Raw genomic sequence first — 13,414 nt, forward strand, 5'->3', positions numbered from 1 at the left:
AACCTGGTGTGAAAATCAATTACCAGGATTTGTGACATCAGCTTGTCGAGTCTAGACGCCGTTTAGCGCACTATGACCAAACGCGCGACATAATTAAGGCTTAGGCGCCGGCGGGAAGAATGACCCTGGTTTGGCAAGTTGTTATGACAGGTGCATTTAACCGCTGGCGCTGGCGATAACTTTTTCGCCGCACTGAATCACGATTACCTGTTCTTTGTCACTCGGAGTAACAGTAAATTCCCTTCGCACGTCGCGGTATCCATCGCGACGTCCGACCGCGACATAGCGTCCCGGTTTCAGGGCGACGGCCTTGGAGGAAAAATTCCCCATCGAGCCGACGCGATAGATGACAACATCGGTCATGTTGTCGGATTGCAAGGTGATCGCCACCGGAATGGCTGCCTGCGTCAGGGCCGTTTCCAGTTTACTGATCTGTGCTTCCAGGCGCGGCGAACCGGGGTTGCGGTCGCGTACCTGGCGAGCCTCGCCCAGGAGGTCACGGGCGATTCGGTTGTTCTTTGCGTCACCGAGAATCAGAGGATCCTCGAGTGTCTTTTCGAGCCGGGTATCGAGCATGGCGCGCGCGGTGGAGCGGGCCTTGCCGGTGTGCGCATCGACCAGGCTGCTGTCCTGCTTCAACAGTGCCTGGTAAAGCGCCAGTGCCTGTTGCCAGTTCTCGGACTTTTCCTGCTTACCCGCCTGTGCAATCTTGTCCTGGATCAATTGTCGCGTAATGCCGGTCTTTGCCTGTTCGAGGCCTGTTGCAGGTGCTGTTTCCTGCGGCTTGAGTTTGGCAGCGGCGCTGAACCTGGTGCGTGCTGTTTTGAAATTCCCCGCCGCCAGGGCGGCGTAGCCCTCAGACATGGCTGCATCGTAGTCCCTGTCGGTGATGGCCTGGCGTATACGGGGCAGCAACGCCACGGCGCGGCTGGTGTCCGGGTCGATCTCGAGGGCCGCCTGCACATGCTGCAGTGCCTTGTCCAGTTGGCCACCGGCGAATGTTTGTTGCGCTGCCAATACATCTGGCCAAAGGTCTGGAAGCAGTTTGCTGCGGTCGGCGCCACGAAGGCCGCGGGGGTGGTCTTTCGACATGGTCAGCACGGTATCGAACGACTGTGTTGCGGTTTCTGCATCGCCGCTGTCGATCGCATCAAAACCCTGGCTGATCAGCTGCTCCAGCCGCTCGGGAATGCTGTCGCGCAAAGCCTGGAAGGCAGTCAGGGATTTTTCATACTGCGCCAGTGCGTCGTTGAAACGACGCTGGCGATAGATGCCGTCTGCTTCCTTCGCCAGCGCAGCTGCCGCCTCATAGGCATCATTGGCCCAGGCCTGTACCTGCCGTTCTTCCAGGTCCTCCTTGAGGTCCATGATGTCCTGCAGGATTTCCTGTACACGGCGGCGCTGGTTGGCAATCTCAGCCTCGGTAAATGGTGAGCTCTGCGCGACCTTGGCAGCGGGCGCGGGGGATGCCTGCTGGGCGGGCTGGATCACGATCGGCTTTGGTTCCGGCACCAGCCTGGGCAGCCCCCAGAATACGGCAACGAACATGCCGGAAAGCGCGGTGCCAATAATAAGGTTTCTGTAGCCGCCAGATTGCTTTGTAGCCCGGGGTGTTGCGGAAACAGGCTCCGGACCGGCCTCTGCTGCCTCGCTATTGAGGGCGACATCGGCCGGGCGGATGATGTCATGCTGTATGCCGCTTTTCTGATCTTTATTCATAGCGCTTTCAGTGGCTCGTTACTCAGTGACTCATTCCTACTGCATACCGCCTGTCTCGGCCTCATACATTTCCTGGAGTATGTCGCGCCACTGTCGATACTGGGTTTCCACACTGCCGGAGAGCGTGATGGTGCGATCCTCGAGCTCGACGATGCGCGGTTCAACTTCTGCTTCCATGGAGTCGCCCAGTTCCTGCAGGGCTTCGATATGCATCTTGGCTTCCGCGCGTCGGTCGAAGCCTGCCTTGACCATATAGCCCCCACCGGCCACAGCGACATTACCGGCCTGCCTTGCCGCACCACTGCCGGATCCGGCGGCGGCAATACCACCGATGATGGCAGCGGCCCCCATGATGGTGTTGTTGCGGGCCTTGCGGCGCAGCTCACGCATTTCCACCACTTCGTCATAACTCAACGCGCGCCACTGCTTGTAGGGCATTTCCATGGATTTCACGAAAGTCCCGTAATGGTCCTGCAGGGTGTCGATAAACAGGTAGTCGCGTTCCCGAATACGGCGAATGCGGCCCAGTGTGGGATCACTCTCCGCCGGCAGGGATTTGAGGTGGTACATGCCGGCCCCGTCGCGCACCAGGTGGCGGTCAAAGGCGTCCGGGACGAAGTCCCGCGCGAAACGGATCTCCGAGATGGTGCGCAGGTTCGCGATCTGTTGTTTGCTCAGGCTGCGCCTGTGGCGCAGCAAGTCATTGGCGATGCGGTTGTACAGGCCCTGGAAGGCGTCACCCTCGGTGGGGTGTTTGGGGTCGTAGGCATAGCGGGAGGCCACTTCTGTATATTCACGGGTGAACCAAAGTCCGCCGCGGGAATCCCGCACTGAGACTTCGACCGTCAGGGTTTCGCCGTCCGATTTGAGGATCCTGCCATCGACCACCACATCCACAGCCGTGCCGGCATTGGGTACAACGCGCACTGCGCCCCAGCCGGAGCTGCGTTGCAGGGCTTCTGTCAGGGTGACGGCAATAAAACGCGATTCGGCCTTGCGCAGTTCCGGGAAGACCAGGGTGTCTTCATCCAGCTCCACGTCTTCCAGTCCGGCATCGAATTGCACGATCCCCACATCAAGCAGGTACTCTTCCGGCACCTCTTCCTTTGCCACATCCAGCGGGTCAAAGGCGGTGGTCTTCACGGTGTGCGAAGTGCAGGCGCCGAGCGCCAGTGCCATCAGCAGGGCCGACAGCGTCGCGAATAATTTTTTTTCAGGTGCAAGGGCAGGCATGGCTCTTCCTTGAATCTCAGGTCCTTAAGTTTGTCCGGCTGACGCCGGTTTAAATTACTTCTGCTGGTTTTTGTACTTCCGGTATTCTTCCCAGAGTTTTTCACGGAGTTCCGGATCCTTTTCCCGGGTTGCCGCTTCGCGAATCTGACGGGCGACTACATCATCATCGTTGCCGGAAGGAATATCTGCCGGGACCACACCCGCACTGCCACTGTGGTCAAATTCACCCTTGCGACCCTTGGTGGGGAGCCCGGGGCCTGTGGCCTGGCCACTGGAATTGTTCTGTTCCGGGCCGGAACCGCCTTCGCCAGAGGGTGGCGGTGGCGGTAATGCGGCTTCTGCCTCGTCAATCAGGTCTTCCAGTGATTCACCCGGCGGGATTTCTTCAGGCGGTGTTTCACCATCTTCTTCCGCGCTGCTGGCCGGTTTATTGCGGACGTAATCCCGCTCGCGCAGGATCATGCCGTCGTAACTGGCCATGGTTGAATCAAGCTCGCCTTCAAGCTGTTCCAATCGCTCCTGGGCACTCATCGGGGATTCATTTGGCGCACTGCTGCTACTGCCGGGGCTGCCGGCACTGGCAGAGGACGCGGATTGTCTCGAGGCGGCGCTACTCGCGGAGGATGCGCTGCTGGCCGAGGACGCACTGGCAGCGCTGCTCGACGACGCACTGGAAGCACTCGATGAACTGGATGAAGAACTGGAAGAGGAGCTTGAAGCATTACTCGGGTTGGTCTGCTCTTCCTCGGAGAAGTCAATTTCTTCCGGTGGCTGGCCTTTGCTCTCGGAGCTGGGGTCTGGCTCAAACTCGCTGTACTCTTCGCTGTCCTCTCCACCCTGTGACTGGCTGCTTTTACGGCTCCGGGCCTGCTCGGGCGAGCCATCGCCAGGCATGCCGCTGCGCCGTGAACTCTCGGCGCCCTGGCTGCCTTCTCCCTGTTGCTGGCTACTGCTGGTGCTGCTTTGCTCGCCACTCTCGCTGCCACTTTCGATGGTCGGCATGCTGGGCATGCTCGGCATATCACTGCTGGAGACGGAAACATTGGGTGACGAGCTGGAACTGCTGGGCGAACTGGGGCTCGGCATGCTTGGGCTCGGCATGCTGCTTGAGCTCCGGCTCTGGCTCTGCCGGCTACTCGAAGACGAGGAGGAGCTCGGCTGAGAGGGACTGCTCGGCGAAGAAGAGCTCGGTGAGCTGGAGGATGGCTGCGATGGCATGGCCGGTGGCTGCTGTTGCGTCTGCTGGGTATTGCAGCCACTCACTAGGATGCCCAGAACAATACAGGACGCAGCGCCCCGCAGCCCCACAATCCTTTTGGGGTTAAATACAGCCATTATGCTCTCCAGTGTTTATCTGGCGGGCGTCTGACTGCCCGCCGTCTTAATTAGTCATCGAACACGAACCGCTGTACGACGCCTCTGGTCAGGACCGGCTCGCCGCCAGCAAAGCGCGGCCGGAATTTTGCGTTTCTCAAAAGTTTGCGAACCTTGGAGCGGGTCGACACAGAATCTGCCGGGCCTGAATCCAGGATCTGTACATTGCGGGCCTTGCCAAATTCGGTGACATCAAAGGAAACCAGGACATACTGCTCCGCACCGGTCTCTTCGTCAGGGTCGATCATCGGCAAATCGGGCAGCGCGGTAGGCTGGCCGAATATCTCTGTCATTTCGTCATTGGTCGCGCCGTTGTCCCAGAGCGCCTGGTAGGCGTGTTCATAAGTGCGCCTGGCGGTGCTCCACTTGTTGAACATCATGTACCAGTCGGCGAGCTCAACCTGGGCACGTGCGGATGCCGCAGGCGGGGCATCCGGGTTTCTCTGGTACACATCGACGATGCGGGTAATGGCATTGCGTCCGTTCCGGAAACTGTTCAACTTGTAGTGGTCGAAGCGGGCCTGCTCGGCAGTCGGGACATCGCCGCCGGGACCAAAGTTGGAATTGACGGTGACTGTCTGCGCTGGCTCGCCCCGGTAGGTTGCCAGGTAATAATTCGAGGCCTTCAGACCGCGCAGGGCTTCCACCAGCCTCAGGTCATCCTCGCCAAAGTTATTGGTAATGATGTCGACCGCCAGCTTGTAGAGATTCGTGGCATTCACCAGATGCTCGAACATGGTGCCGCCTTTCTCCTCCATGTAGGACTGGAGGTGCCACGCACTCAACTTGTTGATCACCGGCAACATGCGCGGATCGTTTTCGCCGAAGTTCTTCTTGTTGAGCCAGAAAAGGTAACTGTAGGTATCGGTCGCGCCTTCCCAGTTGCCCATGGCGATATTACTTTCGATCATCCGTTCGATGATTGGCGCCTGGTTCAAGGAGTAGAGCCCCTCGTTGACGCGGTTGACCAGCATCGCACGCTTGAAGTGGTCGATTGCCTCTTCGTGGGCACCCATTTCCTGCAGGGCGGAACCCAGCCCGATCAGGTGCTCGTCCAGGCCGTTGCCATAAGCGCCCTCGACTGCCTCGACTTCCTCCACCATTTGGCGATACCGCTCTACGGCTTCAGAAGGCCTGAGCTGCCGTTTGGTGGTTACGGAAGGTGCTTCGACGGCATCGATGTAACTCTTCGGCGGGTTATCCGCATAGGCAAAAGTGCCCAACTGGCTGGCAGCCAGGAGGGTGGCACTGAATGCAAAAACGCTGCGACTAACTTGCTTTTTCACGGTGAACCACTTCTCTTCCCTGTTACTTCTCCCGACCCAACTTCCTATTGGATTTAGGTCGAGGGCCTCAGTTCCTCACACTGCACGGAATTCATTTTCTTGTATCCCGTGCGCCAGTGTCCGGAGAAAAATTGGGTCGTTTACCTTGCCAAAAATGAAACTCACGAAATCAGTTTCGGTCGCACTGTCGCGAAAATCGGTAAACTTTTCCGCCTCTGTTTTCGAGTATAGCCAAGGCTTTTTTTTTCCCCGTTGAGGTAAACGACCGGCGTGTGATCCGCATAGAGGAGTTTGGCCGAGTTGGCGGGCGCCTTTGCGCGGCGACGAAGGTGTGATGGGGTTTGCGGCGCGTATCTCGCGTTCGGGTACTGGTAAGCGGATGGTTAATCTCAGGTTGGCAGGCGCGCCAGAATTTTGCAGTACCCCCTTCAGGGCAGACGGAGCGGTATTTCGCACCGGGTGGAATCGGGGGTACCGATAATGATTCACATCCTAAATAAAATGGATATTTGGGCCGGTTTTGTTGTGGTGCGGGCTTTTGGCGCATTTTTATCCGTTTTTGCTGCGGGTTTGCATGCAAAATTATTTGGAATGGAGCCTTGTCGCGGCCATAATCTTCCCATTGAGCCGGCGCTGGAATGCACCCCCGCGCCCGTAGGAATGCATTGAAACCCTGGTGGGAGTTGGAAGATGAGCATCGCAATCAGTCCGGAGGTTGCCGAACGGCTACGCGGGTTTGAGGCGCCGGAGCGACTGGGATTTGGCAGTGTCATGGCGCCGGTCATGTTCCGGGCCGTTTACCAGGACGGCTGCTGGTCTGGCGGCGAGCTGATCCCCTATGGGCCGCTGCAGATCGATCCCGCGGCCAAGGTGCTGCACTACGCGCAGACCTGTTTCGAGGGCATGAAAGCCTATCGTCGTGTGGACGGCAGCATTGGCCTGTTCAGGCCGGAGAAAAATGCGCGCCGCATGGCTTACTCGGCCAGGCGCCTGTGTATGCCTGAGATTCCGGAGGGCATGTTCCTGGAAGCAGTCCGGTGCGTGACAGCTTATTGTGCCTACCTGATTCCCGCTGCCAGCGGCGAGTCGCTGTACCTGCGTCCGCTGCTGATCGGTACGCAGCCGGATCTTTCGGTTTCGGCCAGCAATATCTACGAGTTCTATGTGATCGCCAGCCCTTCAGAGGCCTACCACAGCGGTAATATGCGGGTCTGGATCGAGCGTGATGACACCCGGGCGGCTCTGGGGGGCACCGGCGATGCCAAGGTCGGGGGTAACTATGCCGCCTCCCTGCAGAGCGTTGCACAGCTGAAAGCGCGCGGTTACGACCAGTCCCTGTGGTTGAGCCCCTCGGATCGCAAGCAGATCGAGGAGCTTTCCGGAATGAACTTCTTTGCGGTGATTGACGGGCAGCTGCATACGCCGAAGCTCAGTGGCTCCATCCTGGAGGGCGTGACCCGGGACTCATTGATCGAACTCGCCGGAACGCTGGGTTACCGGGTGCATGAACGGGAGATGGATATAGACGACCTGCTTGCGCTGATCGGGTCCGGGACCTGTTCCGAAGCATTCGCTTGTGGTACCGCGGCGATAATCAGCCCCATCAGCGTAATCGGCGATGCCGGTCATTCCGTCAGCTTGCCGCAAGTACCGGGCCCGGTATCAACGGCCTTGCGGAGCGCGCTGCTGGATATCCAGGAGGGCCGCGCGGAAGATCCGTTTGGCTGGATGCAGCAGGTCGAGCCAGCCTCGCCCTGACGAGCGCGCCATTCAACATAAGGTTGTGGTGCAATGTATCAAATTGCGCCAAAACTGTTTCCCAAGGAAACGCCGCCCGACAGAGGCGGCGTTTTGTTAAACAAACCGTTGACGTGGGGAACCCAGCTGTTAAAAAAGGAAGTGCATAAATATAAAAGCTGGAACTTCTCGTTTAGCCCGGGTGGCTTGCCGTTTTGACAGCAGTAACGAGGGGGAAATAGCTCGGTTAGCCCGGCTTCACGTCTGTTTACAGGCCTTGCCGTCGGGTGTGCGGTATCCGTGTGACCTCTCAAGTTCAAATAGCCCTTGTGGTTTTTGCAGACGTTCCTCTGACAAGAGGGCGGTATTATGCTGAATCACTTAGTTGGTCTTTTCTATCAGCCACGCAAAGAGTGGCAATCCATTGGCGCCATACCTGATGAGAGCCTGAAGCGCCATGTTCCATTTATCGTGATCCTATCATTGATCCCCGCGGTTGCCTGGTATTTCGGTACTACTGAAGTCGGCTGGCGTGTTGGTGATGGCGAGCTGGTGCGGATCTCGGCAGACAGCGCATTGAGTCTGGTGGCAGTTTTTTATGTCGCCATGATCGCCGGCGTCTGCGGGATTGGCTATTTTATCCATTGGATGGCCAAAACCTATGGCGGTAAAACCTACCCGATGAAAGGCATTGTCATTGCGACTTACACGGCCGCGCCGATCCTGCTTGCCGGCGTGGCAGGCGCCTATCCGGTATTCTGGCTGGATATCATCATCGCCACAGTGGCGGTGGGCTATTCACTCTACCTGTTGTACCTGGGTATCCCGATCATGACCGGTGTTTCCGAGGATAGGGGCTTCCTGTTCTCCAGTGCAGTGGTGATGGTTGGCCTGATCGCTGCGGTACTGGTGATGGTTGGCACCGTACTCTTCTGGGCGTTCGTGGCCGAGCCTACCTTCGTTTAATTCGGTTAGGTACGGGCCTCCGTTTATGACCCGGGGAACCGGGTCATTGCCTTTTCTTCAGAGCGATACTTTTGCTCCGCCACATTCCTGCGTGCGATATCTTTCTCGAGTAGCCATTGCCAGCTAAACAGCAGACCGTGGAAACGCAGGTAACCAATGGCTTCCTTGTTGCGCTGATGCGCATCCAGCAGTTTTACATAGGACCTGAACCGTTCTGAAATCTTCTGCACGTACTGTACCGGCTCGGTGCCGCGGGCGTAGCCGTATCGGGCGCGCTTGTAATATTTCGGGTCGGACAGGAGCAGCATGGCTTTCTCGACATTGTCGAACCAGATCTTGCGGTCCCAGCCCTTTTGCTCGGCCAGGTCCTGTGCATCGTAGACATGCCCCAGGCCCGCGTTATAGGAGGCCAGGGTAAACCACATCATGTTTTCCGGTGTGATGCCCTTGCTGTCAAATTTACGGTAGAGCCAGTCCATATACTTGATCCCGGCCTTGACACTGTTCTCCGGGTCAAACAGGTTGCTGATTCCCACCTGCCTGCCGGTGGCCGGCATGACCTGCATCAGGCCCCGCGCACCGACCCAGGATTTCGCTTTGGGATCGAACATACTCTCCTGGAACATCTGCGCGGTAATGAGGCGCCAGTCGAAGTCTGCCGGCTCCGCATATTTCTTTACCAGATCGTCATAGGGGGAAATACTGCCGTCGTCCTTGAGCTTGGTGATTTCCGGGCGACTCCGCTTGGGGTTCTTGAAGTAACGTTTGATACGCGTTGCCAGATCACTGCGCACTTCCTTTTCCGTCAGGAACTTATTGAGTGCGGCGAGCAACTCGTCATTTCCGTCGCGGACAATCCAGCCATGGTCATGATCGTGGTCGAGATCCAGGGCAAAGTGGATATCGTCGCGCCAGGTGCGCTCCAGCTGGACGATATGGTTGTCGGACATGGTCAGGTCATATTTGCCCTCTGCGACCCGGTCGATGATCTGTACGGTTTCCATTTCCTCCGGTGCCAGCTGTACCTTGATTGTCGGGTACTGTTTCTTGAGCTCCATCACAATGGGGTAGTGACTGCTGCTTTTTCGGATGTGGATAGTGCGGCCCTGCAAATCCTCCACCGAGTTGATCATGTCATCCTTGCGCGCCACGATGCCGACCTTCGCACTGTGATAGGGGTCGCTGAAGGCTACCCCCATTTTCTTGCGACGCTCGGTAATTGCCATAAAGTTGGCAACAATATCCCCCTTGCCTTCCAGTAGCATCGGGATCAGCTTTTCATTGGCCGGTGCGACTTCCACATCCAGGCGTACGCCGAGATAATCAGCAAAGTCCTTGAGGGTGTTGTACTCAAACCCCATGATACGGCCTTTCCACATGTGGTAGACGCCGGTACGGTTGCGCAACAAGACCCTTAAAACGCCGCGCTGTTTGATGCCTTTCAGGTCGCCGATATAGCGGTCGACACGTCCATAGGTCAGCAAACGCTGGCGAACATGCTGGTTGATCGCCTTGAGCAGATCCGGGGAGTTCTTCCTGATACCCCATGCCAGAAGCTGTTGTTGCGGGTAGCGCTTGTTGACCTTTAGATCGTCCCGGTATTGCTTGACCAGGTCGAAGATATGCTCGTCCAGCATGGTGAAATCGGAATGTTCCAATGCGACATCGATGGCCAGGTCGACAAAATTGCGTGGGCTGTGTGTCAGTACCATACCGGAATGTCTTTCCCGCAGGGACTCGCCGAATGCTTCGTAACTGGTACCCGCCGTGATCGTGAGGATCTTCCCTCGAAGGGGAGCATCTTTTTTCACCTCGGGCTCATCTTTTCTTGATACCAGGACCACCCGGGTACTGATGGTTGGATAGGAAAAGTCTATTTTGTACAGACGGTCTTCTGTGATGGTGAGATTGTTGGCGATCAGGTCGCCCTTGCCTGCCAGTAATGCCGGCACTAGATCGGAGAAGGTATTGACCAGCAGGAACACCGGGAACAGGCCAAGCTCCTCTGCAATTTTGCGGGCCTCCTCAATTTCAATATCCTGCTGGGTCGCGCCCCGGTGCAGGGCGCTCATACTGTAGGCGTCTACCAGGATACGCAGCTTGCCGCGCTTTTTCAGCGCCTCGAGATCACCAAACTCCTCGTAATTCTCGAACCTGTCCAGCAGGTAGACCTCGAATCCCTTTGGGCCGAGGTCGTCGAACAGTTCGCTGTTAAGCAGATATGCTGAATTAGGCGCGTTGTCCGGGTTGGCATGGCGGTAGGCGCCGGTATGGGGCGTGGTTTCCGGCAGGACCATTTCCGGCAAATCTGGTTTGGACTCCGGATCTTTTACAGCGCTCTTGTCTTTGGCTTTTTCAGTTTGATTTTCCTCTTTCGCGACGGGTTCTTTTTCAATGCCGGTATCAGCCGTGTCGGCCGGCTGCGCCTGTTCGGGCTCTGTTGCCCCGGGAGTTTCATCCGTCGCCCGGGACTCGGTGTTCATGGTACTGCGCACATCCGGAGCTGCGCCGCTGTCCTCAGGCGGGCGGTCGGGCGCACAGGAGATGGCCGCTGTCATCAGAAAAAGCAAACCGGCAAGCCGGAAGAGGAGTTTCACCACGTCTTCCCCACGGACTGGTACAGATGCTTAAAGTGTAGACGGGAGTGGCGTGAAAATAGTTGTAGTTGCTTTGCAGGTTGCGAAGACGGGGTTGCCTGGACGCGCCGAAGAAACAGTGTTGGCGGAAAGATACGGAATTGCGCCAATTTTCCGTCCTTGCACGCTATGGGCGCGATTTTTTTGCTAAACAATGCTTACTGAATGTCAGCGCTCACATATATAAAGGCAAACGCTATGTTGCAGCAGAGAAAACCACTTTTCGCGGCAATAGCCCTGTCGCTTTCCCTTGCGGCCCTGTCGGTCCCCACTCAGTCAGAGGCCCAGGCACAGGCCAAGCCGAACAGTTTTTGGTGGCCGGAGCAGCTGGATCTCACCCCCTTGCGCAGCCACAGCCCGGATTCCAACCCGTTTGGTGACGACTTCAATTATGCCGAGGCCTTCAAAAGTGTTGACCTCAAGGCGCTGAAGAAAGATATCGAAGCGGTCCTGACCACCTCCCAGGACTGGTGGCCGGCAGACTGGGGCCATTACGGCCCGCTGATGATTCGCATGGCCTGGCATAGTGCCGGTACTTATCGGGTACACGACGGACGCGGCGGGGCCGGGGGCGGGCAACAGCGTTTCGACCCGCTCAACAGCTGGCCGGATAACGCCAACCTGGACAAGGCCCGGCGCCTGCTGTGGCCGATCAAGAAAAAATATGGGCGCGACCTTTCCTGGGCCGACCTTATGGTGCTGACAGGCAATGTGGCGCTGGAGTCCATGGGCTTCAAGACGTTCGGGTTTGCCGGTGGGCGCGAGGATGACTGGGAGCCGGACCTCGTGTACTGGGGGCCGGAAACCAAGATGCTGGACGACAAGCGCTATAAGGGCGAGCGTGAACTGGAGAACCCCCTCGCAGCGGTTCAGATGGGTCTGATCTATGTAAACCCGGAGGGGCCGAATGGAAACCCGGATCCGGTTGCGGCGGCAAAGGATATCCGCGAGACATTCGGTCGTATGGCCATGAACGATGAAGAAACCGTCGCCCTGATCGCCGGTGGCCATACCTTTGGCAAGGTCCACGGCGCAGTCAAGGCGGACTGTGTGGGGCCGGAACCCGCCGCGGCCGCCATTGAGGAGCAGGGCTTCGGCTGGAAAAACAAGTGTGGTAAGGGCAACGCCGGTGACACCATGACCAGTGGTCTCGAAGGTGCCTGGACCGTCACGCCGGTGCAATGGAGCATGAACTACCTGCAGAACCTGTTTGCGTTCGAGTGGGTGAAAAGCAAAAGCCCGGCCGGGGCCACCCAGTGGATTCCGAAGGATAAAAGTGCCGCCAACCTGGTGCCGGATGCGCATGACAGCGCCAAGCGCAGCGCACCGATCATGTTGACTACGGACCTGTCGCTACGATTTGACCCGAGCTACGCCAAAATCTCCAAACGCTTCCTCGAAAACCCGAAGGAGTTCGAGCTGGCCTTCGCCAAGGCCTGGTACAAGCTGACCCATCGCGATATGGGGCCTGCGGCGCGCTATGTCGGTGCCGAGGTGCCGAAGGAACAGTTGATCTGGCAGGATCCGTTACCGGCGGTGGATCACAAGCTCATCAGTGATGGCGATGTTGCCCAGCTCAAGAAAAAGATACTGGATTCGGGCCTGACAGTGTCGCAACTGGTACGAACCGCATGGGGTGCCGCCGCTTCATTCCGGGGAACGGACTTGCGGGGCGGTGCCAACGGTGCCCGTATCCGGCTCAAGCCGCAGAATGGCTGGGCAGTGAACGACCCGGACGAGCTCGGCAAGGTACTGGCAAAGTTGGAAGGGGTGCAGGCTGCATTCAACAAGGGCGCGGGCGGCGGTAAGAAGGTTTCCCTGGCAGACCTGATCGTGCTGGGCGGTGCAGCTGCAATCGAGCAGGCGGCTAAGAATGGTGGCCACAGCGTAAGGGTACCGTTCAAGCCGGGGCGCACCGATGCTACACAGGAGCAGACCGATATTGCTTCATTCACCTTGCTGGAGCCGCAGGCCGACGCCTTTCGTAACTACTACGGCAAGGGCAGCCGTTACTCGCCTGCGGAAATGCTGGTGGAGAGGGCGAGCATGCTGAACCTGACTGTACCGGAAATGACGGTGCTGCTGGGGGGCATGCGCGCGCTGAATGCCAATACCGGCCAGAGCGACCACGGCGTGTTTACTGACAAGCCCGGCACCCTGTCGAACGACTTCTTCGTCAACCTGCTGGATATGTCCACCGTTTGGTCCAAGGCATCGGACAATATGTATGAGGGCAAGGATCGCAAGAGCGGCAAGGTGAAGTGGAAGGCGACTCCGGTGGATCTGATATTCGGTTCAAACTCTGAGCTGCGCGCAGTGGCAGAGGTCTATGCCGCAGATGATGGCAAGAAGAAGTTTGTGGAGGACTTTGTAGAAGCCTGGCACAAGGTCATGAATCTCGATCGTTTTGAAAGCTAATTTGCTCGTTCTGGCGACCAAAAGAAAAGGCCCCGCATCGCGGGG

General features: G+C 57.8%; 10 protein-coding genes. 5 read left to right on the forward strand and 5 right to left on the reverse strand.

From position 1 onward, the window contains the following. Positions 1-156 precede the first annotated feature (156 nt). Genes QSJ80_RS07505 through QSJ80_RS07515 form a run of 3 tightly spaced genes read right to left on the reverse strand, consistent with a single transcriptional unit; the run spans position 157 to position 3,432 of the window. Positions 157-1,719: a tetratricopeptide repeat protein gene (locus QSJ80_RS07505; RefSeq protein ID WP_285763813.1), complete on the reverse strand. Its 1,563-nt coding sequence runs from the start codon at positions 1,717-1,719 to the stop codon at positions 157-159. A gap of 36 nt (positions 1,720-1,755) precedes the next feature. After that, entirely contained in the window at positions 1,756-2,952 is a 1,197-nt protein-coding gene (locus tag QSJ80_RS07510) for a hypothetical protein (protein ID WP_285763814.1), read from the reverse strand. A 54-nt stretch (positions 2,953-3,006) separates the two neighbouring features. Beyond that, complete coding sequence (locus tag QSJ80_RS07515) at positions 3,007-3,432, reverse strand: hypothetical protein (protein WP_285763815.1); 426 nt, start codon at positions 3,430-3,432, stop codon at positions 3,007-3,009. Here QSJ80_RS07515 and QSJ80_RS07520 point away from each other — a divergent pair. After that, positions 3,431-4,114 carry a hypothetical protein gene (locus tag QSJ80_RS07520; protein WP_285763816.1) on the forward strand — a complete coding sequence of 228 codons (684 nt, stop codon included), beginning with the start codon at positions 3,431-3,433 and terminating at the stop codon, positions 4,112-4,114. The genes QSJ80_RS07515 and QSJ80_RS07520 overlap by 2 nt on opposite strands. Before the next feature lie 223 nt (positions 4,115-4,337). On the opposite strand, the gene QSJ80_RS07525 is transcribed toward QSJ80_RS07520, so the two are convergent. Further along, entirely contained in the window at positions 4,338-5,612 is a 1,275-nt protein-coding gene (locus QSJ80_RS07525; RefSeq protein ID WP_285763817.1) for a hypothetical protein, read from the reverse strand. 480 nt (positions 5,613-6,092) lie between these two features. On the opposite strand from QSJ80_RS07525, the gene QSJ80_RS07530 reads away from it, so the two are divergent. From QSJ80_RS07530 to QSJ80_RS07540, 3 genes are all read left to right on the forward strand, one after another. After that, on the forward strand, positions 6,093-6,281 hold the full coding sequence (locus QSJ80_RS07530) for a hypothetical protein (RefSeq protein WP_285763818.1): 189 nt from the start codon (positions 6,093-6,095) through the stop codon (positions 6,279-6,281). 21 nt (positions 6,282-6,302) lie between these two features. Then, complete coding sequence (locus QSJ80_RS07535; protein ID WP_285763819.1) at positions 6,303-7,370, forward strand: branched-chain amino acid aminotransferase; 1,068 nt, start codon at positions 6,303-6,305, stop codon at positions 7,368-7,370. A gap of 348 nt (positions 7,371-7,718) precedes the next feature. Beyond that, entirely contained in the window at positions 7,719-8,315 is a 597-nt protein-coding gene (locus QSJ80_RS07540; RefSeq protein WP_285763820.1) for a Yip1 family protein, read from the forward strand. 23 nt (positions 8,316-8,338) lie between these two features. Here the strand turns inward: QSJ80_RS07540 and QSJ80_RS07545 are convergent, their stop codons facing one another. Next, positions 8,339-10,912, reverse strand: a complete 2,574-nt coding sequence (locus tag QSJ80_RS07545) for a transporter substrate-binding domain-containing protein (protein ID WP_285763821.1) — start codon at positions 10,910-10,912, stop codon at positions 8,339-8,341. Between the two features lie 237 nt (positions 10,913-11,149). Here QSJ80_RS07545 and katG point away from each other — a divergent pair, with 237 nt between their 5' ends. Then, positions 11,150-13,369 carry a catalase/peroxidase HPI gene (gene katG / locus QSJ80_RS07550; protein ID WP_285763822.1) on the forward strand — a complete coding sequence of 740 codons (2,220 nt, stop codon included), beginning with the start codon at positions 11,150-11,152 and terminating at the stop codon, positions 13,367-13,369. The last annotated feature ends 45 nt before the right edge of the window (positions 13,370-13,414 follow it).

Origin of the sequence: Biformimicrobium ophioploci, assembly GCF_030270605.1 — a bacterium.
Taxonomy (GTDB): Bacteria; Pseudomonadota; Gammaproteobacteria; order Pseudomonadales; family Cellvibrionaceae; genus Biformimicrobium; species Biformimicrobium ophioploci.

Coding starts and splice junctions, on each gene's coding strand:
- QSJ80_RS07505 (WP_285763813.1), bottom strand. CDS start 1,719: ATGAATAAAGATCAGAAAAGCGGCATACAGCATGACATCATCCGCCCG.
- QSJ80_RS07510 (WP_285763814.1), bottom strand. CDS start 2,952: ATGCCTGCCCTTGCACCTGAAAAAAAATTATTCGCGACGCTGTCGGCC.
- QSJ80_RS07520 (WP_285763816.1), top strand. CDS start 3,431: ATGGTTGAATCAAGCTCGCCTTCAAGCTGTTCCAATCGCTCCTGGGCA.
- QSJ80_RS07515 (WP_285763815.1), bottom strand. CDS start 3,432: ATGGCCAGTTACGACGGCATGATCCTGCGCGAGCGGGATTACGTCCGC.
- QSJ80_RS07530 (WP_285763818.1), top strand. CDS start 6,093: ATGATTCACATCCTAAATAAAATGGATATTTGGGCCGGTTTTGTTGTG.
- QSJ80_RS07535 (WP_285763819.1), top strand. CDS start 6,303: ATGAGCATCGCAATCAGTCCGGAGGTTGCCGAACGGCTACGCGGGTTT.
- QSJ80_RS07540 (WP_285763820.1), top strand. CDS start 7,719: ATGCTGAATCACTTAGTTGGTCTTTTCTATCAGCCACGCAAAGAGTGG.
- katG (WP_285763822.1), top strand. CDS start 11,150: ATGTTGCAGCAGAGAAAACCACTTTTCGCGGCAATAGCCCTGTCGCTT.